Source organism: Blastococcus saxobsidens, from assembly GCF_002938435.1.
In the GTDB taxonomy this organism is placed as follows: domain Bacteria; phylum Actinomycetota; class Actinomycetes; order Mycobacteriales; family Geodermatophilaceae; genus Blastococcus; species Blastococcus saxobsidens.
In genome coordinates this window covers 137,301-160,457 of record NZ_POQT01000005.1, presented here as the reverse complement: position 1 = coordinate 160,457, position 23,157 = coordinate 137,301, and the positions used below count along the sequence as shown (strand labels likewise).

Here is a 23,157-nt window from a genome sequence, read left to right as displayed (position 1 = left end):
GCGGCCCCCGGCGCAACTCCGAGGTCAGCGCGGGGCGCGCCAGGTGGGCGCGGACTCGCGCACCAGGCGGCGGACGGCGTCGACCTCGCGGGCGACCGGGGCGAGCACGCCGTCGGCGAGCAGCTCGGCGTCGTCCGGCGCCCGGTGTGCGCGGACGTCGTCCTCCAGCCGCCGGATCGCCCGCCGCAGCGTGGCCACCTGGGCGAGGTCGGGTGAGGGCTCCCCGCCGCGGGTGGCGATGACCGCCTCGGTGACGGCGTCGGACGTGCGCTCGAGCTGCACGATGACCGGCCACCAGGCCGCGGCGCGGGTGCTGATCGGGGGCGGCTCGGCCAGCCGGCGCTGGAGCTGGGTCTGCAGCTCGGTGAGCGCGCGGTAGTTGCGCCGCCGGGCACGGCGCCGCTCGGCCGGGCTGCCGGTGAACGCGGCGTCGAGGAACTCGTCCAGCGCCACGGCGGCGTCGCGCAGCGCCTGGTCCAGCGGGGCGCGCCACGTCTGCGGCCACAGCAGGTAGCCGAACACCAGCACGATCGCGCAGCCGACCAGCGTGTCCAGCAGCCGGGCGCCGACCAGCCCCGGTCCGCCGGGCAGCGCCAGGTCGAGCACCAGGATGATCAACGGCGTCTGGAACACCGAGAACATGCCGAAGTTCGTGTCTCGGGCCCACGGCAGCACGGCGGCGGAGGCGGCCAGCGCCACGACCACCCAGCCGTTGCGGGGCAGCGCGGCCAGCAGTGCCGAGCCCAGCAGGACGCCGAGCAGCGTGCCCGCGCCCCGCTGGACGGCCCGCGTGAAGACCGATCCGAAGTCGGGCTTGAGCACGATGGCGACGGTCAGCAGCACCCAGTAGGGGCGCTCGAACGGCAGATACTGCCGGGCCACCTCCGCGACCGACATGCACAGCGCCAGCCGGACGGCGAACGCGCGCGCGTCGGCGCTGGACAGCGTGCGCTCGGCCACGGCGCGCAGCCGCACCCGCGCGGTCTCCACCGCTGGTGGCGCCGCGGCGCTGGCCCGTTCCTCGGGGTCGCCGACCACGTTCCAGGCCAGCCGGACGCCGTGCCGCACGGCGCGCACCGCGGGCGCGCCGTCCCGCAGGTCCGGCGGGCGGTCCCGGGGCAGCTGCCGGCTGCCGTCCACCGCCGCGGCGAGCGCGTGCGCGGCGGCGACGTCCTCCGGGTCGGCGGGCACCTCGGCGCGCGCGGCGGCCACCGCACCCTCCACCAGGGGTGCGGCGGCGTTGAGCACACCGGCCAGTTCCGAGAGCTCCTTGCTGCGCCCGGCCGTCCGGCTGCGGCTGCGGATGACGCGGTCGTAGGCGGCGTTCAGCGCGGTGGTCAGGGCCCGCCGGGCCGCCGGTGCGTCGTCCGTGCCGGCGGCCGCGAGCAGCTCGCCGATGCGGGTGAACACCGTGGCGACGGCGGACCGATCGGGGTCGACGGCCTCGGTCCGGGTCTGCACCAGCGTGCCGAGCGTCGCCCCCGCCGCGCCGCACAGGAAGAACGCGACCTCCTCGGCGGCCGTGAGCGGGGTGATCAGCCCGGAGGCCAGCGCGGTGTAGACCAGCAGCTGGAGCGCGCCGAGGGAGAGCGCGGAGTTGACCGCGCTGATCAGCGCCGCGGCGGCCGACAGCAGCGCGATGACGACCACCGGCTCCCACCCGCCGCCGGTGGCGTACTGACCGGCGAGCAGGCCGAGCGTGCCGAACGCGGTGGCGGCGGCGGTGCGGCGCAACCGGTCCCGCAGGGGGCCGGGCTGCGGCGCGAGGCAGGCGGCGAGGGCGCCCATGGTGCCGAACACCCCGGCGCCGAGCGTGGCGCCGTCCTCCAGCCCGCCGCCGACCCAGATCGCCAGCGCGAGCGGCGCGGGGATGGTGACCGCGAACCGGACGACGTCGCGCCACGGCACCCGCGGGGGCGTGGTGCGCAGCAGCTCCTCGAGCCAGGCGGGCGCCCGGAAGCCGCCGTCCCGACGCCGCTGGTCCGCCACGGTCAGGAGCTTGTCATTCCGCTGCAGCGGACGCGTTCGCGGCGGCGCCTACGCTGCCAAGCCGTGACCGTGCTCCTCGGGAAGGTCCTCGCCGCGCTCGATGCCCGCTACGACCCCGCGCTGGCGGAGGGGTGGGACGCGGTCGGCCTGGTGTGCGGTGACCGCGACGAACCGGTGCGGAAGGTGCTGTTCGCCGTCGACCCGACCGCCGCCGTGGTCGACGAGGTGGTCGAGACGGGAGCCGACCTGCTCGTCACCCACCACCCGCTGTTCCTGACCGGCGTCCACGGGGTGCCCGCCGACGACCCGAAGGGCCGGCTGGTGCACCGCCTCGTCCGGGCGGGGGCCGCCCTGTTCGTCGCGCACACCAACGCCGACCGCGCGCCCGGGCACGGGGTGAACGACGCCCTCGCCGCGGCGCTCGGGCTGGTGGACGCGGTGCCGCTGGAGCCGCACCCGGCCGATCCGCGGGCGGGGCTGGGCCGGGTGGGCCGGCTGCTCGGGGAGATGACCCTGCGCGCGTTCGCCGCACACGTCGCCGCCGCGCTGCCGGGAACGGCCGGCGGGGTGCGCGCCGCGGGCGATCCCGACCGGGTTCTGCGCACGGTCGCCGTCTGCGGGGGCAGCGGCGGGTCGCTCCTCGGGGCGGCCGCGGCGGCGGGGGCCGACGTGCTCCTGACCAGCGACCTCAAGCACCACCCGGTGAGCGAGGCCCTGGAGATCCCCGGCCCGGCGCTGTGCGACGTCGCCCACTTCGCCTCCGAGTGGCCGTGGCTGCCGATCGCGGCCGAGGCGCTGCGGCAGGACCTGTCCGGGCAGGTCGAGGTGGCCGTGTCGACGCGCCGGACCGATCCCTGGACCTGCCGGGCCGACGGCCCGGCCGCGGCGGGGTGAGCGGTCGGGGTTACCCGTGGCCGGCGGCCCGCAGGGCCCGGACGCAGGTGCGCTCCAGGGCGCGTTGACGACGCACGCGGGCCAGCAGCCCTGGCACCGGCTCCAGGTCCCGGGTCGCCGCCGGGCGCACCGCGGTCAGCCGTCCCTCGCCGTACCGGCCGGTGGTGGTGTGCACCGTCCACCTCTCCAGGTCCGGTACGGAGAGCTCCTGGCCGACGAGGACGGCCGGCCCGGTGACTTCGGGCGGCCCGCCCCGGCACTCGAGCGGGTCGCCGTCCCAGTCGTCCACCCGCACGGTGCGGACGTGCAGGCCCCGGTCATCGACGGCGAGGACCGCGTCGGCCGGCCCCTCGCGCCGGCCGCCGGGCACCACCTCGTCGGTCTCGAGGACGAGCACCAGGCGCGGGAGGTACCACCAGTGCTCGCGGCGCAGCATCGGCGAGTCCGCCAGCGCCCGGGCCGGCGGGTGCTTGCGCAGCTCCTGGTCGAGCAGCTCCTCGGTGAAGAGCTCGCCGGTGCCGTCCTCGACCAGGGTCAGCCGGCCGGTCGCCACGAGGGGCGCCCACCGAGAGCCGGCGAGCCGCGGGTCGGAGAGCACCAGCGCCGCCGAGTCGCTCGCCGCCGCCGCACGGGCGGTCGCCACCTGCGCCCAGGGGAGGGCGACCGCCGGACGGCCGCCGAGGACCAGGGGGACCACACCCACCGCCAGGGGCGGCCCGTCGGGCTCGCGCCATAACAGTTCGGCCACGCCTGCCGCGTGGAGAGCTGCGGTCGTACTTGTGGCATCCATCGCGCGGATGTCTACTCCTCCGGACGGCGGCGACGGTGCCGCTGCTGGACCTAGGGGTTGCCGTGCCCGCATTCGTCGTGGCCGCCGTGGTCGGGGTGCTGTTCTTCCTCGGCTACCGGTACTACTCGAGTTACCTTGCCAGGAAGGTCTACGCCCTCGAGCCGGCATTCGTGACCCCGGCGCACGAGTTCAACGACGGCAACGACTTCGTGCCGACCAACAAGCACGTCCTGTTCGGCCACCACTTCACCTCGGTCGCGGGGGCCGCCCCCATCGTCGGCCCGGCCATCGCGGTCTTCTGGGGCTGGGGCCCGGCGCTGACCTGGATCGTGCTGGGCACCATCTTCGCCGCCGGCGTGCACGACTTCGGGGCACTGGCGGTGTCCGTCCGGCACAAGGCCAAGAGCATCGGCACCCTGGCCGGGGACGTCATCAACGGCCGGGCCCGCAAGCTCTTCCTGGCGATCATCTTCTTCCTCTTGACCCTGGTGAACGCCGTGTTCGCCGTCGTCATCGGCAACCTGTTCGTCGCCAACCCGGGCGCGGTCATCCCGATCGTGCTGGAGATCCCGCTGGCGATCGCCATCGGCGTGTACATCTACCGCACCAGGTCCTCGGCCCTGCTGCCGTCGATCGCGGGGGTGATCGTCCTCTACGCGCTCATCCTGGTCGGCAACGCGTTCCCCATCTCCCTCGACGGCCTCGCCGAGGCGCTGGGCGTGGAGCAGACCCGCAACGTCTGGGTCGTCCTGCTGTTCATCTACACCTGGGTGGCCTCCCGCATCCCGGTGTGGGTGCTGCTGCAGCCGCGCGACTACATCAACAGCCACCAGTTGTTCATCGCCCTCGGGGTGATCGGCCTCGGCCTGATCGTCGGGATGAACACCATCCAGGCGCCGGTGGTGAACGACGTCCCCGAGGGGTCGCCGAGCTTCTTCCCGTTCCTCTTCATCACCATCGCCTGCGGCGCGATCTCCGGGTTCCACTCGCTGGTCTCCTCCGGGACCACCTCCAAGCAGCTGGACAAGGAGACCGACGCCCGCTACGTCGGCTACATGGGCGCTGTGGGCGAAGGCTCCCTGGCCACCGGTGCCGTCCTCGCCGCGACGGCGGGTGTCGCCGCCTCGCAGGCCGACTGGGAGGCGCTCTACCCCGACTTCGCCACGGCCTCGGGCGGCGCGGTCGGCAACTTCGTCAACGGTGTCGCCCAGTTCGCGAACAACCTGGCGATCCCGCTGGACCTCGCGACGATCTTCGCCGCGGTCGTCGTGATCAGCTTCGCCGCGACCACCATGGACACCGGCGTGCGCCTCCAGCGCTACGTCGTCCAGGAGATCGGCGAGCTGCTCAACATCCGGGTGCTGTCGCGCAACCTGACGGTGGCCACCACCATCGCGGTCGTCATCCCGCTGGCCATGGCCCTGATCCCCGGAGAAGGGGAAGCCGGTTACACCTTCGGCGTGCTGTGGCAGCTCTTCGGCACCACCAACCAGCTCACCGCGGGTCTGGCGCTCTCGGTCATCGCGGTGTGGATCACCCGGCGCGGTCGCAACCCGATGGCCGCGCTGGTCCCGCTGGTCTTCCTGCTGGGGATGACCACGTGGGCGCTGATCGTCAACCTGCTGCGGTTCATCGAGGCCGAGGAGTGGGTGCTCGCGCCGTTGGACGCCCTGATCTTCGTGCTGGCGGTCTGGCTGATCGTGGAGGCGGGCATCGCGCTCCTCGCAGCCCGTCGGGAGCGGCCGGCGGTCGTGGACGCGGACGGGACCGGCGGCGGCCAGGAGTCCGTGGTGGCCCGGGCCAACCCCGACGACGCGATGTCGGACCGGCCGGTCGGGGGACCCGACCGGGACGACCGGCGGTGAGGTCGCGGGTCGTCCTCGTCCGCGGTCCGCGCGACGCCGCTGCCTCCGGCGGGTGCTGCAGCGGCGACGTGCGGCCGTTCGACGAGGGCGGCTCGCACTGCCACGCACCACAGGACGGCGTCGACGACGGCGTCGCCCCGGTGTACCGCGCCCTGCGCGCGGCGCTGCCGGAGGACGTCGCCGTCGAGATCGTCTCGCCGTCGAACTGGCTGTGGCTGGTGCCGGAGCTGGTCCGGGGCGCTCGCCGGCGGGGTCTGCGCGGCCCGGCCCTGCGGCGCGCGGTCCGGGCCGGGATGGCGGTCGAGTCGCTGATCGTCGACGGCGCGGTGCTCGCCTCCGGTGGGCTGCCCGGACCAGCCGCGGCGGTCGCCGCGGTAGAAGCCGAGCTCGCGGTGCGGTGACCTCGTCTCGGCCGGGTCGACCGGCGCGGGACGGGACCGGGGGGCAGGTGGCGGAAGGACCCCCGTGCCCCCCACCACTCGCAGGCTCGCGGCGGGATCCTGCACGGGGGCCGAGGACATGCCGATGCACAGGTAGGTTCACGGCGTGAAGGCCGACCATTTCGAGCAGCAGAAGCTCCTGGAGCTGGCGGCGGAGGACGTCGCGCTCACCCAGCTCGCGCACCGCAGGCGGACGCTGCCGGAGGGCGTCGCCGTCGAGACGGCGGCCGAGGCCGAGCGCGCCCTGACCGACGACGTCGTCCGGGCCGAGACCGCGGCGCGGGACCTCCAGCGCGAGGTGAAGCGGCTGGAGGCCGACGTCGAGACGGTGCGGGCGCGCGCGGCCAAGGACCAGAAGCTGCTCGACTCCGGCAGCGTGTCGGCCAAGCAGATGACCGATCTGCAGCACGAGCTCGAGTCGCTGGCCCGCCGTCAGTCGGACCTGGAGGACCAGGAGCTCGAGCTGATGGAGAGCCTGGAGACCGCCGAGGCCGCGCTCCGCGAGGCCCAGGCCGGCCGGGACGAGGCGCGTGCCGCGCGGGAGCGGGCCGAGGAGCTGCGCGACGACGCGCTGGCCGACATCACCGACGGCACGAACCGGCACGAGGCCGCCCGCGCCGCCGTCGCCGGGGGCATCTCCGCGCCGCTCTTGGCGCTGTACGACCGGATCCGCACGCAGACCGGCACCACCGGGGCGGCGATGCTCAAGGCGCGGCAGTGCCAGGGCTGCCGCATCGAGCTCAACGGCCGGGAGCTGGCCGCCGTCCGCAACGCCGACCCGCACGAGGTCGTCCGGTGCGAGAACTGCGGCCGGATCCTGGTGCGCACCGCCGAGTCCGGGCTGTGAGAAAGCCCCTTCTGCCGTTCGAGGGTGCCCGGTGACCCGCCGGTTCGTCGTCGAGGCCGACGGCGGATCGCGGGGCAACCCGGGACCGGCCGGCTACGGCGCCCTGGTGCGTGACGCGGAGACCGGCCGGGTGCTCGCCGAGCGCGCGGCCTCCGTCGGGCGGGCGACCAACAACGTGGCCGAGTACGGCGGCCTGGTCGCAGGGCTGCAGGCGGCGCTGGACCTCGACGCCTCGGCCGAGGTGGAGGTCCGCATGGACTCCAAGCTCGTCGTGGAGCAGATGTCGGGCCGCTGGAAGATCAAGCACCCCGACATGCAGCAGCTCGCCCTGCAGGCGCGGGCGATCGCCCGCAAGCTCGGCGACGTCCGCTACACCTGGGTTCCGCGGGCGCAGAACGGCGCCGCCGACGCCCTGGCCAACAGCGCGATGGACGGCCGGCCGATCCACCGGAACGCCGCCGCCGAGCCCAGCGTCGCCGCGGACGACGTCCAGCCCACCGCCGAGCCGGCGCCCGTCGTCACCACCGTCACGCACCTGCTGCGCCACGGGCAGACCGAGCACACCCCCGAGCGGCGCTTCAGTGGCCGCAACGACCTGCCGCTGTCCCGCACCGGCCGCGCGGAGGCCCAGGCCGCGGGGGAGCGGGCCGCCCAGCTGGGGATCGACGTGGTCGTCGCCTCACCGCTGCGCCGCACCCGCGAGACCGCGGAGACGGTGGCGGCGCGACTGGGGCTCCCGGTGGAGTTCGACGACGACCTCGTGGAGCTCGACTTCGGGACCCTGGAGGGCCTGACCTCGGACGAGGCGCGGGCGCGGCATCCGCTGGCGGTGCGCCGGTTCATGACCGACGTGACGGTCGCGGCACCGGGCGGGGAGTCGATCGCCGATGTCGCCGGCCGGGTGGAGCGGGCACGGCAGCGGATCCTCACCCGGCACGCGGGCAGCACCGTGCTCGTCGTCAGCCACGTGACACCGATCAAGCTGATGCTGGCGGCCGGGCTGGCCACGGGGCCGGACGTCGTCCACCGGGTCTTCCTCGAGGCGGCGTCGCTCAGCTCGATCGCCTGGTCGTCGGACGGGCGCTCCGCCGTCCGCCTGGTGAACGACACCGCGCACCTGCGCTGAGCCGGATCAGGCCCGCGCGAAGAGGTAGCCCGCGACGGCCACGCCGAACACGACGATGAGCACGCGCAGCGGCGTGGCCGGGATCCGGGTGGCGATCCGGGCACCCACGAACCCGCCCACCAGGCTCGCCGGTGCCGCGACACCGACGACCGCCCAGTCGATCGGCCCGAAGATGCCGAACACGACCAGCGTGACGGTGGCCGTGACCGCGGACAGCGCCGACTTCAGCGCGTTGGCGAGCTTCAGCCGGTGCAGCCCGATGCCCAGCACGCCGACGAGGATCACGCCGAGCGCGCCGCCGAAGTAGCCGCCGTACACGGTGGCCAGGAACAGGGCCAGGTGGAGCCACACCGGGTCGCGGCCCCCCGTACGCGCCGCCCGGCCGGACAGCCGGCGGGTGAGCAGCGGCTGCACCGCGAGCAGCAGGCTGGCCAGCAGCACGAGCACCGGGACGACGCCGTCGAAGGCCTCCGACGGGGTGGTGAGCAGCAGGACGCTGCCGGTGAGCCCGCCCAGCACCGCGACGGCCCCGAAGCGCACCAGCCGGCTCCGCTGCCCCGCGTACTCGGCCCGGAAGCCGGCGACGCCGCCGAGGTACCCGGGCCACTGCGCCACGGAGTTGGTCACGTTGGCCGCGACGGTGGGCAGGCCGAGCGCCACCAGCGTGGGGAACAGGATCAGCGACCCGCCGCCGGCGATGGAGTTGACGACGCCGGCCACCAGGGCGACGCCGGCCGCGACGAGCAGGTCGACCGGGGACACGACCGGGCACCCTACGGTGTGCACATGCGGAAGCCGGCGGACGCGACGTGGCTGGGGGCGCTCCTGGGCGGTTCCGGTGTCCTGCACCTGGTGCGGCCCCGCACCTACGAGTGGCTGGTGCCGCCGGAGCTGGGCGATGCGCGGGCATGGGTGCTGGCCAGCGGGGTGGCCGAGATCGGCGCCGCGGCGCTGCTGGCCGCGCCGGCCACCCGGCGGGCGGGTGGCTGGGCAGCGGTGGCCCTGCTGCTGGCCTTCGTGCCGGCGCACCTGCACATGTTCCGCGTCGCGAAGGGGAAGCCGGTGCCCCTGGCGATCGCCACCGTGCGCCTCCCGCTGCAGGTGCCGATGGTGGCGGCTGCGCTCCGGGTGGCCCGTAGCCGCTGACCTCCCCGCGCGACCGCCGGGCTCCTCACGGGGACGGATCGACGGCAGACTCGGCCGATGCCTCCCACCCCGATGCCCGACGACTGGCAGCGCGCCCTGGTCGTGGCCGCCCATCCCGACGACATCGAGTACGGCCTGGCGGCCGCCGTCGCGGTGTGGACGGCGGCGGGCAAGGAGGTGCACTACCTGCTCGCCACCCGCGGTGAGGGGGGCATGGCGGGCGTGCCGCCGGTCGAGGCGGGGCCGATCCGCGAGGAGGAGGAGCGCCGCTCGGCCGCCGTCGTCGGCGTCACCGAGGTGGAGTTCCTCGACCACCGGGACGGCACCCTGGCGGCCGGACCGGAACTGCGGCGCGACCTCGCGGGCGCGATCCGGCGGCACCGCCCCGAGCTGGTGGTCACCGGGTACTTCGGCGCGACCTGGACCCCGCCCGGGATCTCCCCGGCATACGTCAACTCCGCCGACCACCGGGCGCTGGGCCAGTCGGTGGTCGACGCCGTGGCCGACGCCGCAAACGAGTGGATCTTCCCGGACCTGGTCGGGGAGCCGTGGCGCGGCGTGCAGTACATCGCTGTCAGCGAGCTGGTCGACCCGCCGCACGAGGTGGACGTGAGCGGGGCTGTCGAGAAGGCGGTCGAGTCGCTGGCCGAGCACCGCCGCTACCTGGAGCTGCTGTCGGACGAGCCGGTCGAGGCCCAGGCGCGGCAGGTCGTGGACATGTCGACGGCGACCGGGGAAGGCCGGCGGCGGGTCGGGTTCCGGCTCTACTGGGGGTAGTCCGGTCCCCGTGGGCGGGCGCGCGCCGGCTGCTCGAGCGCGCCCTCTCCACGGGGCGTCAGCGCGTGCGCCTGCTGAAGCGGCTGAGCAGTCGCTTGAGCAGGTTGGCCTTGACGAGTCCTGAGATCAGTCCCATGGCGTGCTCCTGTCCGGGTGATGGTGTGCGGGGATCGCCGGTGACTACCCGTGCGCAGCCGGATCCATGTGCCCGCCCCCTAGACTGGCCGGCACGACGGACGAGTCGGCCGGGCGGTCGCGTCGGCGGGGGAGACCCCGCCGCCGAGGAACGTCCGGGCTCCACAGGGCAGGGTGGTCGTTAACAGCGACCCGGGGCGACCCGCGGGACAGTGCCACAGAGAACAGACCGCCAGTGCTCGCACTGGTAAGGGTGAAACGGCGGTGTAAGAGACCACCGCACACCGGGTGACCGGTGTGGCTCGGTAAACCCCACCCGGAGCTAGGTCAAGAAGGGACGACGGTCCGCCGTCGGCCCGCGCAGGCGTTCGAGGGCGGCCCGCCCGAGCCTGCGGGTAGACCGCTCGAGCCTGCCGGCAACGGCAGGCCTAGATGGATGACCGCCCATCGGGAGGCCGCGAGGCACCCGTGGACAGAACCCGGCGTACAGGCCGACTCGTCCGTCGCCTCCCCTGCATCCATGCAGGTGGAGTCGGCGTGTCATCGAATCGTCATGGATTAGTTCGGATTGTCCGCGTTCGAAGTGAACCGTCCAGGGCATGGGAGCCGAAGGCCTGTTGTGGCCTGGCACACCCCGGACCCCGGTCCGGGTGGCGCCGCTACGCCGGGTCCTCCCCGACCCGGCTGCCCGACCGGCGCGTGCGTCGCGCCGTGCCCCACCGGGGAGCCGGAACCGATCGGACCCCCGCCCGACCCTCCCGCCCGGGAGGACCACCTCCCAGACACAGGAGTTTCCATGCGCAAGGCATTCGCACTTCCGACCGTCGCCATCGCCGCGGCGGCGTTCCCGCTGCTCACCATGGGCACGGCCCTGGCCGACCACGACGGCAGCTACCAGGCCTCCCTCGGCGCCCTGAACCAGTCGGGCGTCACCGGCACCGGCATGGTGACCCTCAAGGGCGACCAGGCGACCGTGACGGTCAAGGCGTCCAACCTGCTCGCCGGGTCCCCGCACGCCCAGCACTTCCACATCGGCGCCCAGGGTGTGTGCCCGACCGACGCCGACGACAAGGACGGCGACGGCTTCCTGAGCACCACCGAGGGCGCGCCCGCCTACGGCGCCATCGGCACCTCGCTCACCACGACCGGTGACACCAGCCCCGACAGCGGCCTGGCCGTCGACCGGTTCCCGACCGCCGAGGGTGGTTCCCTCACCTACGAGCGCACCTTCTCCATCACCGAGGACGTGCAGAAGGCCTTCGCGGCCGGCACCGCGGTCCTCGTGGTGCACGGCGTGGACAAGGACGGCTCGGGCGCCTACGACGGCGACATCAAGAGCGACCTCGACCCCTCGCTGCCCATGGAGGCCACCGCCCCGGCCGCCTGTGGCCCGCTGAAGGCCGCGCAGATGGGCACCACGCCCGCCGGTGGTGCCGAGACCGGTGCCGGCGCGACCAGCGGCGTGGAGAACCAGGCCGCGATCGGTGTCGGTGCCCTGGCTGCGGTCGGTGCGGCTGCTGCCGGTGCCGTCGCCTACCGCCGTCGTCAGGCCGACCAGGCCTGATCGACACGCACGCACGGTGGCGCCGGGCAGGGAACCTCCTGCCCGGCGCCACCGCCGTTCGTCCCGGCCCGTGACCCCGGCCGCTCGCGAACCACGCCGTCACGGCAGGGCGAGGCCTTCACCTCGCCGCCGTCAGACGGCAACCGCGGTGACGAACGTGCAGATGCCCTCGCCCGAGTCGGGCCGCAGACGCAGACCGATCACCCACAGCAGCGCCATCTCGACCCGGTGGACCAGGCGGCGCGGGCCCTGGAACCAGGTGCTGCCGCCGGTCGTCACCGTGACGTCCGTGAAGCCGGCCAGGCGGACGTGCTCGACGAGCATCCAATCGGGGAGGATCGAGATGTGGCCGGGCTGGTGGTAGTGCTTCGGCCCGAAGATGAACGGCGCCCCCCGGAGGAACATCTTCAGCCGCGAGTGCGGGTGGGTGATGTTCGGGGTGCTGACGACGATCCGGTCCCCGGGCCGGAGGAGCGCGCGGATCGACCGCAGCACCTGCCGCGGGTTCTCCACGTGCTCCAGCGTCTCCACGCACATCACGAGGTCGAAGGGACCCCGGGTCTCCTCGGTCCACTCGGGATCGTCGAGGTCGAGGCGGTGGATCCAGTCGTGCGGTGGGTCCAGGTCGGTCGGCACGACGACGAATCCGGCATCCTGCAGCCGGCAGGCCAGCGCGCCGCATCCGGCACCGACCTCGAGGATCCGTCCGCCCTCGGGCAGCGCCTGGCGGGCCAGCTCGACCGCGTACTCGTGCACTCCCGGCGCGGCGTGCACGCCATGCCCGCGATAGGACCCGGTAGCAGCGGTCCGGCTGGGGGTTGACTCCTCCGCGATCACGTCCGGCAGTCTGGCCTACCGGCGGTCGCCGCGCCTGGCGCGGGCGGCGCACGACGAGGTCGGGGGCCGGGTGATCCGCCGGAGCAGCCCGGCCGTTCCCCGTGCGCTCCCCGGGAGCGGCGGCCGGCTGTGCGAGGGTGGGTGCCGTGAGGCACGTCGGCCTGGGGGGCGCCCGGTGATCGCCGTCGTCGCCCTCGCCGCGGCGCTCGGCCTGCTGGCCGGCGCCGGGGCCAACCGGGCCGCGGGCAGGTTCCCGTCGGACGGCACCGCAGGCCCGCACGCCCGCTGGGCCGTGCGCCCCCCGGTCCTGGAGCTGGCGACGGCGGTGCTGTTCGCGCTCGTCGCCGCCCGCTTCGGGCTGGCCTGGGAACTGCCCGCCTTCCTCGCCGTCACCGGGGCCGGCGTGCTCCTGACGGTCATCGACCTCCGGCACCGCCTGCTGCCCAACCGGGTGATCGCACCGGCCGCCGGGGTCACTGCCGCACTGCTCACCGTGGCCGCGGCCGCCGAGGGCAGCTGGGACCTGCTGCTGCGCGCGGGGCTCGGCGCGGTCGGGCTCTTCGCCGGCTACCTGGTCATGGCGCTGATCTCCCCGCGCTCCCTGGGCATGGGGGACGTCAAGCTCGCCGGCCTGGTCGGTCTGCCCCTGGGCTGGCTCGGCTGGAACGCGGTGCTGCTCGGAGCGGCGGCCGGCTTCGTCGTGCAAGCGGCGCTCGCCCTCCTGCTCCTGGCCGCGCGCCGCATCGGGCTGCGTTCCGAGCTCCCGTTCGGCCCGGCGATGCTCCTCGGTGCGGCGGTGGCCGTCGCGGTCGGCTCCCCGACCCCCTGAGGCGGCTCACCCTTTCGGGGGACGACCGCTCAAGTCACCCCGGCCAGGACCCGACAACCCTCCCTAGCAGCCGCACAGGCCGGGTCAGCCGACCCTGCCGGACGGCCGACCTCTCAGGGAGTACACGTGATCAACGCCTACGCCACCATCGCCAGCTTCGTCGCGTTCGCCCAGGAGCGCCTGCGTCGTGACGAGAAGGGTGCGACCGCGGTCGAGTACGGCCTCATGGTCGGTCTCATCGCCGTGGTGATCATCGTGGCCGTGACCGCGCTCGGTGGGCAGCTGAACGGCCTGTTCGAGACGGTGACGACCAAGCTGGGTGGGGCCGGCGGCACCACCACGACCACGACTCCCTGACCACTCGTTGCTGCGCGACGACGTAGCGATCCGGCGCAGCGGCCCTCTTCCCGGGGCCGCTGCGCCGATGCACGAGGAGGGCGGTGACCAGGGATGATCCGACGTCTGCGCGACGAGCGCGGTGCGACCGCGGTCGAGTTCGCCTTCATCGTGCCGTTGCTGCTCGTGCTGGTCATCGGCATCGTCGAGTTCGGCCACGCCTTCCAGGTGCAGGGCACCCTCTCGGCGGCCGCCCGCGAGGGGGTGCGCGCCATGGCCCTGCGCAACGACCCGGTCGACGCGCGAGCCGTGGTCCGCGAGGCGGCCGCCTCGTTGAACCCGGCGATCACCGACGACCAGATCGACATCGTCATCGTCGGCGGGACCGTGGACACCTGCCCCACCACCGGAGCCGGCGACACCGCCGTCCGCCTCACCATCACCTACCCGAAGTCGTACCTGACCGGCTTCTTCGGCACCGGGATCGAACTCACCGGAACGGGGGTCATGCGATGCAACGGCTGACCTCCCGCGTCCGCGCCCGGCTGGCCGGCGAGCACGGCGCCACCGCGGTCGTCTTCGCGCTGCTGCTGGTCCCCATGCTGGGGTTCGCGGCCATCGCCGTCGACATCGGCGCCCTCTACGCCGAGCGCGCCCGGCTCCAGGTGGCCGCCGATGCCGCCGCGATCGCCGTCGCGCAGGACTGCTCGCGGGGCAACTGCGGCGACATGCTGGCCACGGCCCAGGAGCTGATCACCCTGAACGACCCCACGGGCACGGCCGGCCAGCCGGTCCTGAGCAGCGACCCGCTCAGTGTGACCGTCACCGGCGGCGCCCCCAAGGAGCACTGGTTCGCGCCCGTCATCGGGCACGACTCCAGCCAGGTCTCCGCCACGGCGACCGTCGGCTGGGGCGCGCCGAGCCGGGGGACCGCGGTACTGCCGCTCGCCTTCTCCTACTGCGCCTTCCTGAAGCAGACCGGTGGCGCCGTCCCGTCGAACGAGACCCCGCAGAAGCTGAACCTGACCAAGACCGACGGCGCCCCGGAGTGCCACTCGCCGTCGGGCAACCAGATCCCGGGTGGCTTCGGCTTCGTCACGACCGGCGCGGGGGGTTGCGGGACCGCCAGCCAGATCGACGGCATCCTCCAGTCCGACCCCGGCGAGTCACCGTCCAACGGGTGCACGGCCGCGGACTTCGCCTCCTACGTCGGCCAGACGGTGCTGCTGCCGATCTTCGACGAAGCCGGCGGGACCGGCAGCGGGGGCTGGTACCGGGTCTACGGCTACGCCGCATTCCGGCTGACCGGCTACTCCTTCACCGGCCAGTTCAAGACGAGCCCCCAGCCGTGCAGCGGTAACGAACGCTGCATCACCGGCTACTTCACCCGCTTCGTCGAGCTGTCCGACGCCTGGAACTACAGCCCGGACGCCCCGCAGATGGGCGCCTCCATCCTCCGACTGATCCGATAGGGGCCCCTTCTCGTGAGACGTCGACTCCTGGCCGCCGCGGCGGCCCTCGTCCTCATCGCCGTGGGCACCGTCGTCCTGGTGAGCTACGTGCGCGGCGCGGAGGCCCGCGCGTTCGCCGGTGCGCGCACCGTCGAGGTGCTGGTCGCCGATGCACTGATCCCCGCCGGCACCGCGGGCACCGCGCTGGGCGACCTCGTGCGCATCGAGGCGCTGCCGGCCAAGGCGGCGCTCCCCGGTCGGGTCACCGACCTGGCCACGCTCGCCGACCGCGTCACCACCGTGGACCTGCAGGCCGGCGAGCAGCTGCTCGACAGCCGCTTCGCGCGGCCCGACTCGCTGCCGGCGCCCGGCGCGGTGCCCGTGCCCGACGGCCTGCAGGAGGTCAGCATCGTCCTGGAGCCGCAGCGCGCCGTGGGCGGGCGACTGGCCGCCGGCGACCGGGTCGGGCTCTTCGTCTCCATGACCGAGCCGGGAACCACCCACTCCGTCCTGCACGAGGTGCTGGTCACCCAGGTGCAGGGCGCCCCGGCGCCCCCCGCTCCGCCCGAAGAAGGCACGGCGGCGCCCGTCTCGGGTCCCGCGCCCTCGGGCAGCCTCATGATCACGTTCGCCGTCACCGCCGCCCAGGCCGAGGCGGTCGTCTTCGCCGCCGAGCACGCCAGCATCTGGCTGTCCCTCGAGCCCGCGGACCCCGACGTCTCCCGCACCCAGGTGCTGACGCCGGACACCATCTACGGAAAGGCCTACTCATGAACGGGCGCTCGACAGCACGGCGCAGCCGTTCCGCTCCGGCACCGGAGGTGGGTTCATGAGCCGCGTCGTCCTGGCCGGTGCCGGTGAGGAGCTGATCCTGCGGGTCAAGCAGGCAACCGACGGCGACGTCCACGTCCTGCCGCCGGGCCGGCTGCCCAGCGATCTCGCGCGGCTGTTCGAGCAGCTGCTCGACGGCGAGCTGCCCGACGTGCTGCTCGTCGGCCCGCACGCCCCGGCTCCGGAGGTCCTGAGCCTGGCCAGCCGGCTGGACGTGCAGTCGCCCGGTATCACCGTCGTCCTGATGGCCGAGCCGTCCCCGGAGATGTGGCAGGCGGCGATGCGCGCCGGCATCCGCGACCTGCTGCCGCCCGACGCCGACATCGAGGAGATCGGTGCGGCCGTCGAGCGGGCGGGGCGCGCGGCCGCCGGTCGGCGCCGCGTGCTGCGACCGACCAGCGAGACCGATCGCTACGCGGGGCGGGTCATCACCATCGCTTCACCGAAGGGCGGCGTCGGCAAGACCACCGTCTCGACGAACCTGGCCATCGGGCTCACCGAGGCGGCACCGCAGTCCACCGTGCTGGTCGACCTCGACGTGCAGTTCGGCGACGTGGCCTCGGCGCTGGGGCTGGTTCCCGAGTACACGCTCCCCGACGCGGTGCACGGCCCGGCGGCCGAGGACACCATGGTGCTCAAGACCTTCCTCACCCAGCACCCCAGCGGGCTGTTCGCGGTGTGCGGTGCGGAGTCCCCGGCCGCCGGTGACACGGTCACCGGTGAGGACGTCACCCGGCTGCTGGCCTCCCTGGCCCGCGAGTTCCGCTACGTCGTCGTCGACACCGCCCCGGGCCTGTCGGAGCAGACGCTGGCGGCGCTGGACCGCGCCTCGGACGTGATCATGCTGACCAGCATGGACGTGCCCGGCGTGCGCGGGCTGCGCAAGGAGCTCGACGTGCTCCGCGAGCTGGCCATGATCCCGGCCGGCCGGCACGTCGTCATGAACTTCGCCGAGCCCAAGGGAGGGCTGACCGTGCGCGACGTCGAGACGACGATCGGCACCGGCGTCGACGTCGTCCTGCCCCGGTCGAAGGCGGTGCCGGCCACCACCAACCAGGGCGTCCCGATCCTGACCAGCGGCGGACGCCGGGACCCGATGGTGCGCGAACTGCGCCGCCTGGTGTCCCGCTTCGCGGCGACGCCGCTGATGAAGTCCGGCCGGTACCGGGCCAAGCACCGGGCGTCCTCGTGAACCTCGCCCAGCGGCTGGAGGCCGCGCGGGGCGGCGGAGCAGCATCGCCCGTGGGCGAGCAGCCGGCCCCGGTCGTCGACCAGGTGCAGGTGACGGCGCGGGTGGGGACGCCCGCTGCGACCCCGGCCGTCCGGACCCTGCCCAAGCCCCGGCCGGCGGCCACCCCCGCTCCGCCGACCGACGCCCTGGCCCGGCTGAAGGACCGGGTCGGCAAGGCGCTGTTCGAGCGCATGGGCAGCCGGATGAACGACCCCTCGATGGCCGAGGACGCCTTGCGCGCGGTGGTCCTCAAGGAGCTCGACGAGGTCGTCGAGGAGGAGAACGTCCCGCTCAGCACGGACGAGCGGCAGCGGCTCACCGCCGAGCTGGCCGACGACGTGCTGGGCTACGGCCCCCTCCAGCGGCTGCTCGACGACCCCGCGGTCAGCGAGATCATGGTCAACGGACCGGACGCCATCTATGTGGAGCGCAGCGGCCGGCTGGAGCGCACCGCCACGCGCTTCACCTCCGAGGAGCACCTGCGCCGGGTCATCGACCGCATCGTCTCCCGGGTGGGACGGCGGATCGACGAGTCCTCCCCGCTGGTCGACGCCCGGCTGGCCGACGGCTCGCGCGTCAACGCCGTGATCCCCCCACTGGCCTTCAGCGGCTCGACGCTCACCATCCGGAAGTTCTCGAAGGACCCGTTCACCGTCGAGGACCTCATCCACTTCGGCACCCTCTCCCCGGAGATGGCCGAGCTGCTCGACGCCTGCGTCCAGGCCCGCCTGAACGTGATCGTCTCCGGCGGCACCGGCACCGGTAAGACGACGCTGCTCAACGTGCTGTCCTCGTTCATCCCCGAGGGCGAGCGGATCGTCACCATCGAGGACGCCGTCGAGCTGCAGCTCCAGCAGGAGCATGTCGTCCGGCTGGAGTCGAGGCCGCCGAACATCGAGGGCAAGGGTGCGATCAGCATCCGCGACCTGGTCCGCAACTCCCTGCGGATGCGCCCCGACCGGATCGTGGTGGGGGAGTGCCGGGGCGGCGAATCCCTGGACATGCTCCAGGCCATGAACACCGGCCACGACGGGTCGCTGTCCACCGTCCACGCCAACACCCCGCGCGACGCGATCGCCCGGCTGGAGACGCTGGTGCTCATGGCCGGCATGGACCTGCCGCTGCGCGCGATCCGCGAGCAGATCGCCTCCGCCGTCGACCTCGTCGTGCAGATCACCCGCCTGCGCGACGGCAGCCGCCGCGTCACCCACGTGACCGAGGTGCAGGGCATGGAGGGGGAGACCGTCACCCTCCAGGACGCCTTCCTCTTCGACTACTCAGCCGGCGTCGACGCGCACGGCAAGTTCCTCGGCAAGCCGGTGCCGACCGGTGTCCGGCCGCGGTTCACCGACAAGTTCGACGACCTCGGCATCACGCTCTCGCCGCGCGTGTTCGGCGCCGTCGAGCCGGCCGCGCCCAGGAGGTGGTGACCGTGCCGACCGCTCTCCTCGTGCTCGGGGTCGGCGCGATCGCCGCGGCGCTGCTTGTCGTCGCCCTCGTCGTCCTCCCGTCCGGCCCCGCCCGGGTGCCGCTGAGCCGCCTCGACCCGTCGGTGGCGCCCCCGGCGTCCGCGCTGGCCGGTGCGGGTGCGGCGGCCGGGGCCGCCGTGGAGAAGGTGCTGCTCAAGCGCGGCCGCCTCGCCGCCGGCGCCGCGGCCCTCGAGCGCGCCGGGATGTCCATGACGCTGCCGAACTTCGTCCTCGTCGTCCTGCTCACCACCGCTGCCGGCGCCCTGCTCGGCGGGTTCCTCGGCGGTCCGCTGCTGGCCCTCCTCCTCGTCGTGCTGGTCCCCCTGGGCGCGAAGCTCCTCCTGGGGTTCCGCGCCGGCCGCCGGCAGTCCGCGTTCGCCGACCAGCTCGACGACTCGCTGCAACTCATGGCCAGCAGCCTGCGCGCCGGCCACAGCCTGCTGCGGGCCGTGGACTCCGTCTCCCACGAGGCCGAGGCGCCGACGTCGGAGGAGTTCGCGCGGATCGTCAACGAGACCCGGGTCGGGCGTGATCTCAACGACGCCCTGGACGAGGTCGCCGAGCGGATGGGCAGTGACGACTTCACCTGGGTCGCGCAGGCCATCGCCATCCACCGCGAGGTCGGGGGCAACCTCGCCGAGGTGCTCGACGCCGTCGGGAACACCATCCGCGAGCGCAACGCCATCCGCCGTCAGGTGAAGGCGCTCTCGGCCGAGGGCAAGCTCTCGGCGATCGTGCTGATGGCCCTGCCGTTCGGGGTGACCGGCTTCCTCTCGGTCAGCAACCCCGAGTACCTGGCGAAGTTCACCGAGAGCCTCGTGGGCTACGCCATGCTCGGCGCCGCGGGGCTGATGCTGCTGGTCGGCGGCCTGTGGCTCAAGAAGACCGTGGCGATCACCTTCTGATGACCATCACAACTCCGTTGGGGAACCGGAACAGGGCCCTCGACGCTGCTCCGCAGGGGAACCCGTGCTGATGCCATCCTTGCCCGCCTCTGTGTTCGTGGCCGCGCTCGCCCTGTGCGCGGCCCTGCCCGTGCTGGGCTGGGCGCTGCTCTCCGGCGCCGGTGGTGGCAGTGCCCAGGTCCGCGACAACCTGCTCCGCGGGATCGAGCCGACCGGCGCGGCCGGCACGCCGGGTCGCAGCGGTCCCGGCCTCCTCGCCCGCCTCGCCCGTGGGCTCACCCCGCGGGGGACCGTCGCCCGGCTCGACCGGCTGGCGGGCCGCGCCGGCCGACCGGCTGCCTGGCCGGTGCCCAGGCTGGTCGCGGCCAAGCTCGTGCTGGGACCCGTCGCAGGCGTCCTGGGGCTGCTGCTGGCCACGTCATCGCCCAGCGCGCTGACCGGCGGTGCGGCGATCCTCGGCACCGTCGTCGCCTACTTCCTGCCGGAACTGCTGCTGCACAGCCGCGGGCAGGAGAGGCAGGAGGCGATCGCGCTCGAGCTGGCCGACACCCTGGACCAGATGACCATCGCGGTCGAGGCCGGGCTCGGGTTCGAGTCGGCCATGGCCCGGGCGGGCAGCAACGGCAAGGGCGCGCTGGCCGAGGAGCTGGTGCGCACCCTGCAGGACATCGCCGTGGGGCAGCCGCGCCGGGACGCCTACCTGGCGCTGGCCGAGCGGACCGGCGTCGCCGACCTCCGCCGGTTCATCCGGGCGGTCGTGCAGGCCGACCAGTACGGCGTCTCGATCGCCGACGTGCTGCGCACCCAGGCGGCGGAGATGCGGCTCAAGCGGCGTCAGCGGGCCGAGGAGAAGGCGATGCAGATCCCGGTGAAGGTCATCTTCCCGCTGATCCTCTGCATCCTGCCGACCCTGTTCATCGTGCTGCTGGGCCCCGCGGTCATGGACATCGCCGGCGCCTTCAGCGAATAGCACTGCGACCCTCCGGGTCGCACCGCGGCCAGGTGCCGTCCCCGTCCTGCACGGAGCCGTTTCGTCGTCCCTGCGCGGAGGTCTCCGGCCCCCACTCGGGACGACACCACCAGATGCCGTCCCGAGCCCGCCGTGCTGCTCAGCCGGTGGAGCGGGGCTGGGCCGGGTTCGTCGGGTCGCCCTGCGACGGCGGGTTCATCGCCGGTCCGGTCGTCGCCTCGGACACCTTGGAACCGCCCTCGGCCGCAGGCGGCGCCTCGGGAGTCGCCGCGGCGGGGTCGCCGCCGGAGGGCTGGGCGCCCTCGGCGAGCCCGTTCAGCCGGTGCTCCATCGCGCTCACCACCTGCACCCGGTTGGCGTGGGCGCGCTCGTAGCCCAGCAGCGTCTTGAGGTCGTCGGACCCCAGCGTGCGGATCCGGGACGTCAGCGAACCCACGGGCAGGTGGTCGTAGTCGGGCAGCGGCAGATCGTCGCGCACGGTCATCGCTCATCCTCTCGAGAGGTTCTCGGGTCGGGTGCCGCCTACCCCGGGCTCCGGGAAACGACACCGGGTGTGAGGCGGCTGGCCGTGGGTAGGCGGCGACGGCGGGCGTCGTGAGCAGCCGCGATCCCCGTGACCGACCAGCACCCCCGATCGACCGAGGAGTTGTCCCGCCGACATGGACGTGTCCTTCCTGGAGCCGGTGTTCGCCGCCGCAGGGCCCTACGCCACGGTGTGCGCCGACGTCACGCACACGACCGAGAACGCCGACACCGAGCTGGACCTGCGGGTCCGCGGCCTGGCCGAGCAGCTGAGCTCGCAGGGCGCCCCCGATGCGGTGGTGGAGGCCGTGCGCGACCGACTGCTCGAGGGCAACGAGGGCGGTGCCGCCGGCACGCTCAAGGGCCGCGCGCTGGTCGTCGCCGCCGACGGATCGGTGGTGCTGGACCAGGTGCTGGCCGACACGCCGGCCCGCGAGACCGCCCGGTGGGCGCCCCAGCCCGACCTGCTGCCGCTGCTGCGCCAGCTGGCCGGGCGGGTGCCGCACGTCGTGGTCGTCGCCGACCGGGTGGGTGCCGACATCACCGTCGCCGGGCTCGCCGACCAGGAGGAGGAGCAGCGGCAGGTGGAGGGCGACACCTTCCACATGCGCAAGGTCAAGGTCGGCGGCTGGGCGCACAACACCTACATGCACACCGCCGAGAACCAGTGGACCGAGAACGCCGACAAGGTGGCCGAGGACATCGCGTCCCTCGCCCGCCGCGTGCAGCCGCGCTTCGTCCTGCTCGCCGGCGACGTGCGCGCCCGGCAGATCCTCGGCGACCGCGCCAGCGGCGTGTGGTCCGACCTGGTCGTGACCATGGAGGAGGGTGGCCGGGCCGCCGGCGCCGACCGCCAGCCGGTGGAACGGCGCGCGGCCGAGCTGGTCGCCGAGCACGAGGCCCGCGACATCGCCACGGCCGTCGAGCAGGTGCAGGCCGCCGGCGCCCACGGTCTCGCGGTCACCGGCACCTCCGCCGTCGTCGAGGCACTGCGCAAGGGCCAGGTGGAGACCCTCGTCCTGACCGACGAGGACGACGACGCCACCCTGCTGGTGGGCAACGGGCCCCTGGAGCTGGGCGTGAAGCAGCAGGACATGGATGCCCTGGGCATGCACGGTGAGGTGACCCCCGCCGGACCGGCGCTCGTCGCCGCCGCGGTCGCCGGCGCGGCCGGCGTGCTGGTCGTGCCCAAGGCCGCCCTGCCCGGCGACGAGCCGGTGGCCGCGATCCTCCGCTACACCGACGCCTCGACGTCGAACGACTGACCCCGTACCGCAGACGTGAAGGAGACCGATCCCGTGAGCGACCCGCACCAGCCGGCCACCAGCCCCGGCACCGACCAGGGCGACCTCGAGCACCGCGCCGCGATCGCCGAGGCCCTGGGCAAGGAGGTGTGGCCGGCCGACCGCGACCAGCTCCTCGCCAAGGCGCAGGAGGGCCCCGCCTCCGACCCTGTGCTCTCGGACCTGCGGCGGCTGCCCGCCGGCCAGCAGTTCGGGAACGTCCAGGAGGTCGCGCAGGCGCTGGGCCTGGGCACCGAGCAGCAGCGGTTCTGAGATGACCACCCAGAAGAAGCCCAGCCCTGAGGCGCTGGACAACGTCACCGAGGAGAACATCGAGACGCGTTCCCACCTGCTGCCCGAGGAGGAGGGGATGAAGGGCAGCGGCATGGAGGAGGTGGCGGCGGAGGTCATCCTCGCGGAGTCGGAGGAGCGGACCGTGCACGCCGACCCCGACGATGCGCAGGGCGCCCACCGCCAGTCGGCGGAGACCGCCGATCTGCCCTGACGTGCGGCACGAGCACCCGGTCCAGCTGCGCTGGTCCGATCCCGACATGCTCGGACACGTCAACCACGCCCGGGCGCTCAGCCTCCTGGAGGACGCCCGGCTGGCCATGATCGACGGCCGGCCGGGCGGCGAGCTGATCCTGGCGCGGCTGGAGGCCGACTACCTGCGGCAGCTCTACCTACCGCGTCGACGAGCCGCTCACCGTGCGCAGCTGGGTGACCCGGCTGGGCACGAAGTCGTTCGGCGTCCGGCAGGAGCTCGTGCAGGACGGCGAGGTCGCGATCCGTTCCGACGTCGTGCTGGTCGTCTTCGACTTCGGCCTGAACACCAGCCGGCCGATGACCGACGACGAGCGTGCCCACTGGACCGCCTACCTCGAGAGCTGACCGGCCAGGAGCTGCCCGGGAGCCGCCCG

The 23,157-nt window shown here is 74.0% G+C and carries 26 protein-coding genes, 1 other RNA gene and 1 pseudogene; 23 read left to right on the top strand and 5 right to left on the bottom strand.

Annotation, left to right across the window (positions count from 1 at the left end):
- Positions 1 to 24: 24 nt before the first annotated feature.
- A complete protein-coding gene (locus C5507_RS04985; protein WP_104527414.1) occupies positions 25 to 1,989 on the bottom strand; it encodes an FUSC family protein in 1,965 nt (654 codons plus the stop codon).
- Between the two features lie 63 nt (positions 1,990 to 2,052).
- Here C5507_RS04985 and C5507_RS04980 point away from each other — a divergent pair, with 63 nt between their 5' ends.
- Positions 2,053 to 2,883 (top strand): Nif3-like dinuclear metal center hexameric protein, encoded by an 831-nt coding sequence (locus C5507_RS04980; protein ID WP_104527413.1) that lies wholly within the window; start codon positions 2,053 to 2,055, stop codon positions 2,881 to 2,883.
- 10 nt (positions 2,884 to 2,893) lie between these two features.
- Here C5507_RS04980 and C5507_RS04975 read toward each other — a convergent pair whose 3' ends face one another.
- On the bottom strand, positions 2,894 to 3,631 hold the full coding sequence (locus C5507_RS04975; RefSeq protein ID WP_130504166.1) for a pyridoxamine 5'-phosphate oxidase family protein: 738 nt from the start codon (positions 3,629 to 3,631) through the stop codon (positions 2,894 to 2,896).
- Between the two features lie 104 nt (positions 3,632 to 3,735).
- Between C5507_RS04975 and C5507_RS04970 the strand changes: the two genes are divergently transcribed.
- From C5507_RS04970 to C5507_RS04955, 4 genes are all read left to right on the top strand, one after another.
- Positions 3,736 to 5,538: a carbon starvation CstA family protein gene (locus C5507_RS04970; RefSeq protein WP_104527411.1), complete on the top strand. Its 1,803-nt coding sequence runs from the start codon at positions 3,736 to 3,738 to the stop codon at positions 5,536 to 5,538.
- Positions 5,535 to 5,939, top strand: a complete 405-nt coding sequence (locus tag C5507_RS04965; RefSeq protein ID WP_104527410.1) for a hypothetical protein — start codon at positions 5,535 to 5,537, stop codon at positions 5,937 to 5,939. The genes C5507_RS04970 and C5507_RS04965 overlap by 4 nt, the downstream gene beginning before the upstream one ends.
- Before the next feature lie 145 nt (positions 5,940 to 6,084).
- Positions 6,085 to 6,825, top strand: a complete 741-nt coding sequence (locus C5507_RS04960; RefSeq protein WP_104527409.1) for a zinc ribbon domain-containing protein — start codon at positions 6,085 to 6,087, stop codon at positions 6,823 to 6,825.
- Positions 6,826 to 6,856: 31 nt separating this feature from the next.
- The gene (locus tag C5507_RS04955) at positions 6,857 to 7,951 is read left to right on the top strand and encodes a bifunctional RNase H/acid phosphatase (RefSeq protein ID WP_104527408.1); all 1,095 of its coding nucleotides are present in this window, start codon (positions 6,857 to 6,859) and stop codon (positions 7,949 to 7,951) included.
- Between the two features lie 6 nt (positions 7,952 to 7,957).
- On the opposite strand, the gene C5507_RS04950 is transcribed toward C5507_RS04955, so the two are convergent.
- The gene (locus C5507_RS04950) at positions 7,958 to 8,713 is read right to left on the bottom strand and encodes a sulfite exporter TauE/SafE family protein (RefSeq protein ID WP_104527407.1); all 756 of its coding nucleotides are present in this window, start codon (positions 8,711 to 8,713) and stop codon (positions 7,958 to 7,960) included.
- Between the two features lie 24 nt (positions 8,714 to 8,737).
- Between C5507_RS04950 and C5507_RS04945 the strand changes: the two genes are divergently transcribed.
- The 4 genes from C5507_RS04945 to C5507_RS04930 all read left to right on the top strand — a co-directional run bounded on the left by C5507_RS04945 (position 8,738) and on the right by C5507_RS04930 (position 11,573).
- A complete protein-coding gene (locus C5507_RS04945; protein ID WP_104527406.1) occupies positions 8,738 to 9,097 on the top strand; it encodes a DoxX family protein in 360 nt (119 codons plus the stop codon).
- 57 nt (positions 9,098 to 9,154) lie between these two features.
- A complete protein-coding gene (locus C5507_RS04940; protein WP_104527405.1) occupies positions 9,155 to 9,874 on the top strand; it encodes a PIG-L deacetylase family protein in 720 nt (239 codons plus the stop codon).
- 237 nt (positions 9,875 to 10,111) lie between these two features.
- Positions 10,112 to 10,512, top strand: an RNA gene (gene rnpB / locus C5507_RS04935) — RNase P RNA component class A.
- Between the two features lie 293 nt (positions 10,513 to 10,805).
- Positions 10,806 to 11,573, top strand: a complete 768-nt coding sequence (locus C5507_RS04930) for a hypothetical protein (RefSeq protein WP_104527404.1) — start codon at positions 10,806 to 10,808, stop codon at positions 11,571 to 11,573.
- 132 nt (positions 11,574 to 11,705) lie between these two features.
- Here C5507_RS04930 and C5507_RS04925 read toward each other — a convergent pair whose 3' ends face one another.
- Entirely contained in the window at positions 11,706 to 12,347 is a 642-nt protein-coding gene (locus tag C5507_RS04925) for a class I SAM-dependent methyltransferase (RefSeq protein WP_242610970.1), read from the bottom strand.
- Positions 12,348 to 12,585: 238 nt separating this feature from the next.
- Here C5507_RS04925 and C5507_RS04920 point away from each other — a divergent pair, with 238 nt between their 5' ends.
- From C5507_RS04920 to C5507_RS04880, 9 genes are all read left to right on the top strand, one after another.
- Complete coding sequence (locus C5507_RS04920) at positions 12,586 to 13,239, top strand: prepilin peptidase (RefSeq protein ID WP_104527402.1); 654 nt, start codon at positions 12,586 to 12,588, stop codon at positions 13,237 to 13,239.
- Between the two features lie 126 nt (positions 13,240 to 13,365).
- A complete protein-coding gene (locus C5507_RS04915) occupies positions 13,366 to 13,596 on the top strand; it encodes a Flp family type IVb pilin (protein WP_207225669.1) in 231 nt (76 codons plus the stop codon).
- A gap of 93 nt (positions 13,597 to 13,689) precedes the next feature.
- On the top strand, positions 13,690 to 14,100 hold the full coding sequence (locus C5507_RS04910) for a TadE/TadG family type IV pilus assembly protein (protein WP_104527401.1): 411 nt from the start codon (positions 13,690 to 13,692) through the stop codon (positions 14,098 to 14,100).
- The gene (locus C5507_RS04905) at positions 14,088 to 15,047 is read left to right on the top strand and encodes a pilus assembly protein TadG-related protein (protein ID WP_104527400.1); all 960 of its coding nucleotides are present in this window, start codon (positions 14,088 to 14,090) and stop codon (positions 15,045 to 15,047) included. The genes C5507_RS04910 and C5507_RS04905 overlap by 13 nt, the downstream gene beginning before the upstream one ends.
- Positions 15,048 to 15,059: 12 nt before the next feature.
- Positions 15,060 to 15,800 carry a Flp pilus assembly protein CpaB gene (gene cpaB, locus C5507_RS04900; RefSeq protein ID WP_104527399.1) on the top strand — a complete coding sequence of 247 codons (741 nt, stop codon included), beginning with the start codon at positions 15,060 to 15,062 and terminating at the stop codon, positions 15,798 to 15,800.
- 55 nt (positions 15,801 to 15,855) lie between these two features.
- A complete protein-coding gene (locus C5507_RS04895) occupies positions 15,856 to 17,049 on the top strand; it encodes a CpaE/TadZ family protein (protein ID WP_104527398.1) in 1,194 nt (397 codons plus the stop codon).
- Between the two features lie 50 nt (positions 17,050 to 17,099).
- The gene (locus tag C5507_RS04890) at positions 17,100 to 18,518 is read left to right on the top strand and encodes a TadA family conjugal transfer-associated ATPase (RefSeq protein WP_242610971.1); all 1,419 of its coding nucleotides are present in this window, start codon (positions 17,100 to 17,102) and stop codon (positions 18,516 to 18,518) included.
- A gap of 2 nt (positions 18,519 to 18,520) precedes the next feature.
- A complete protein-coding gene (locus tag C5507_RS04885; protein ID WP_104527454.1) occupies positions 18,521 to 19,462 on the top strand; it encodes a type II secretion system F family protein in 942 nt (313 codons plus the stop codon).
- A gap of 70 nt (positions 19,463 to 19,532) precedes the next feature.
- Positions 19,533 to 20,432, top strand: a complete 900-nt coding sequence (locus C5507_RS04880; protein WP_104527453.1) for a type II secretion system F family protein — start codon at positions 19,533 to 19,535, stop codon at positions 20,430 to 20,432.
- A 139-nt stretch (positions 20,433 to 20,571) separates the two neighbouring features.
- On the opposite strand, the gene C5507_RS04875 is transcribed toward C5507_RS04880, so the two are convergent.
- On the bottom strand, positions 20,572 to 20,916 hold the full coding sequence (locus tag C5507_RS04875) for a DUF8129 domain-containing protein (RefSeq protein WP_104527396.1): 345 nt from the start codon (positions 20,914 to 20,916) through the stop codon (positions 20,572 to 20,574).
- Between the two features lie 175 nt (positions 20,917 to 21,091).
- On the opposite strand from C5507_RS04875, the gene C5507_RS04870 reads away from it, so the two are divergent.
- The 5 genes and pseudogenes from C5507_RS04870 to C5507_RS23040 all read left to right on the top strand — a co-directional run bounded on the left by C5507_RS04870 (position 21,092) and on the right by C5507_RS23040 (position 23,128).
- Positions 21,092 to 22,219 carry a baeRF2 domain-containing protein gene (locus tag C5507_RS04870; RefSeq protein WP_104527395.1) on the top strand — a complete coding sequence of 376 codons (1,128 nt, stop codon included), beginning with the start codon at positions 21,092 to 21,094 and terminating at the stop codon, positions 22,217 to 22,219.
- A 33-nt stretch (positions 22,220 to 22,252) separates the two neighbouring features.
- Positions 22,253 to 22,510 (top strand): DUF2795 domain-containing protein, encoded by a 258-nt coding sequence (locus tag C5507_RS04865; protein ID WP_104527452.1) that lies wholly within the window; start codon positions 22,253 to 22,255, stop codon positions 22,508 to 22,510.
- 1 nt (position 22,511) lies between these two features.
- Entirely contained in the window at positions 22,512 to 22,742 is a 231-nt protein-coding gene (locus C5507_RS04860) for a hypothetical protein (RefSeq protein WP_104527394.1), read from the top strand.
- Positions 22,693 to 22,872: pseudogene (locus C5507_RS23470) on the top strand (acyl-CoA thioesterase); the annotation flags it as partial. The gene C5507_RS04860 and the pseudogene C5507_RS23470, both read left to right, overlap by 50 nt.
- A gap of 73 nt (positions 22,873 to 22,945) precedes the next feature.
- Positions 22,946 to 23,128, top strand: coding sequence for an acyl-CoA thioesterase (locus C5507_RS23040; protein ID WP_242610972.1), 183 nt, complete (start codon positions 22,946 to 22,948; stop codon positions 23,126 to 23,128).
- Positions 23,129 to 23,157: the final 29 nt, after the last annotated feature.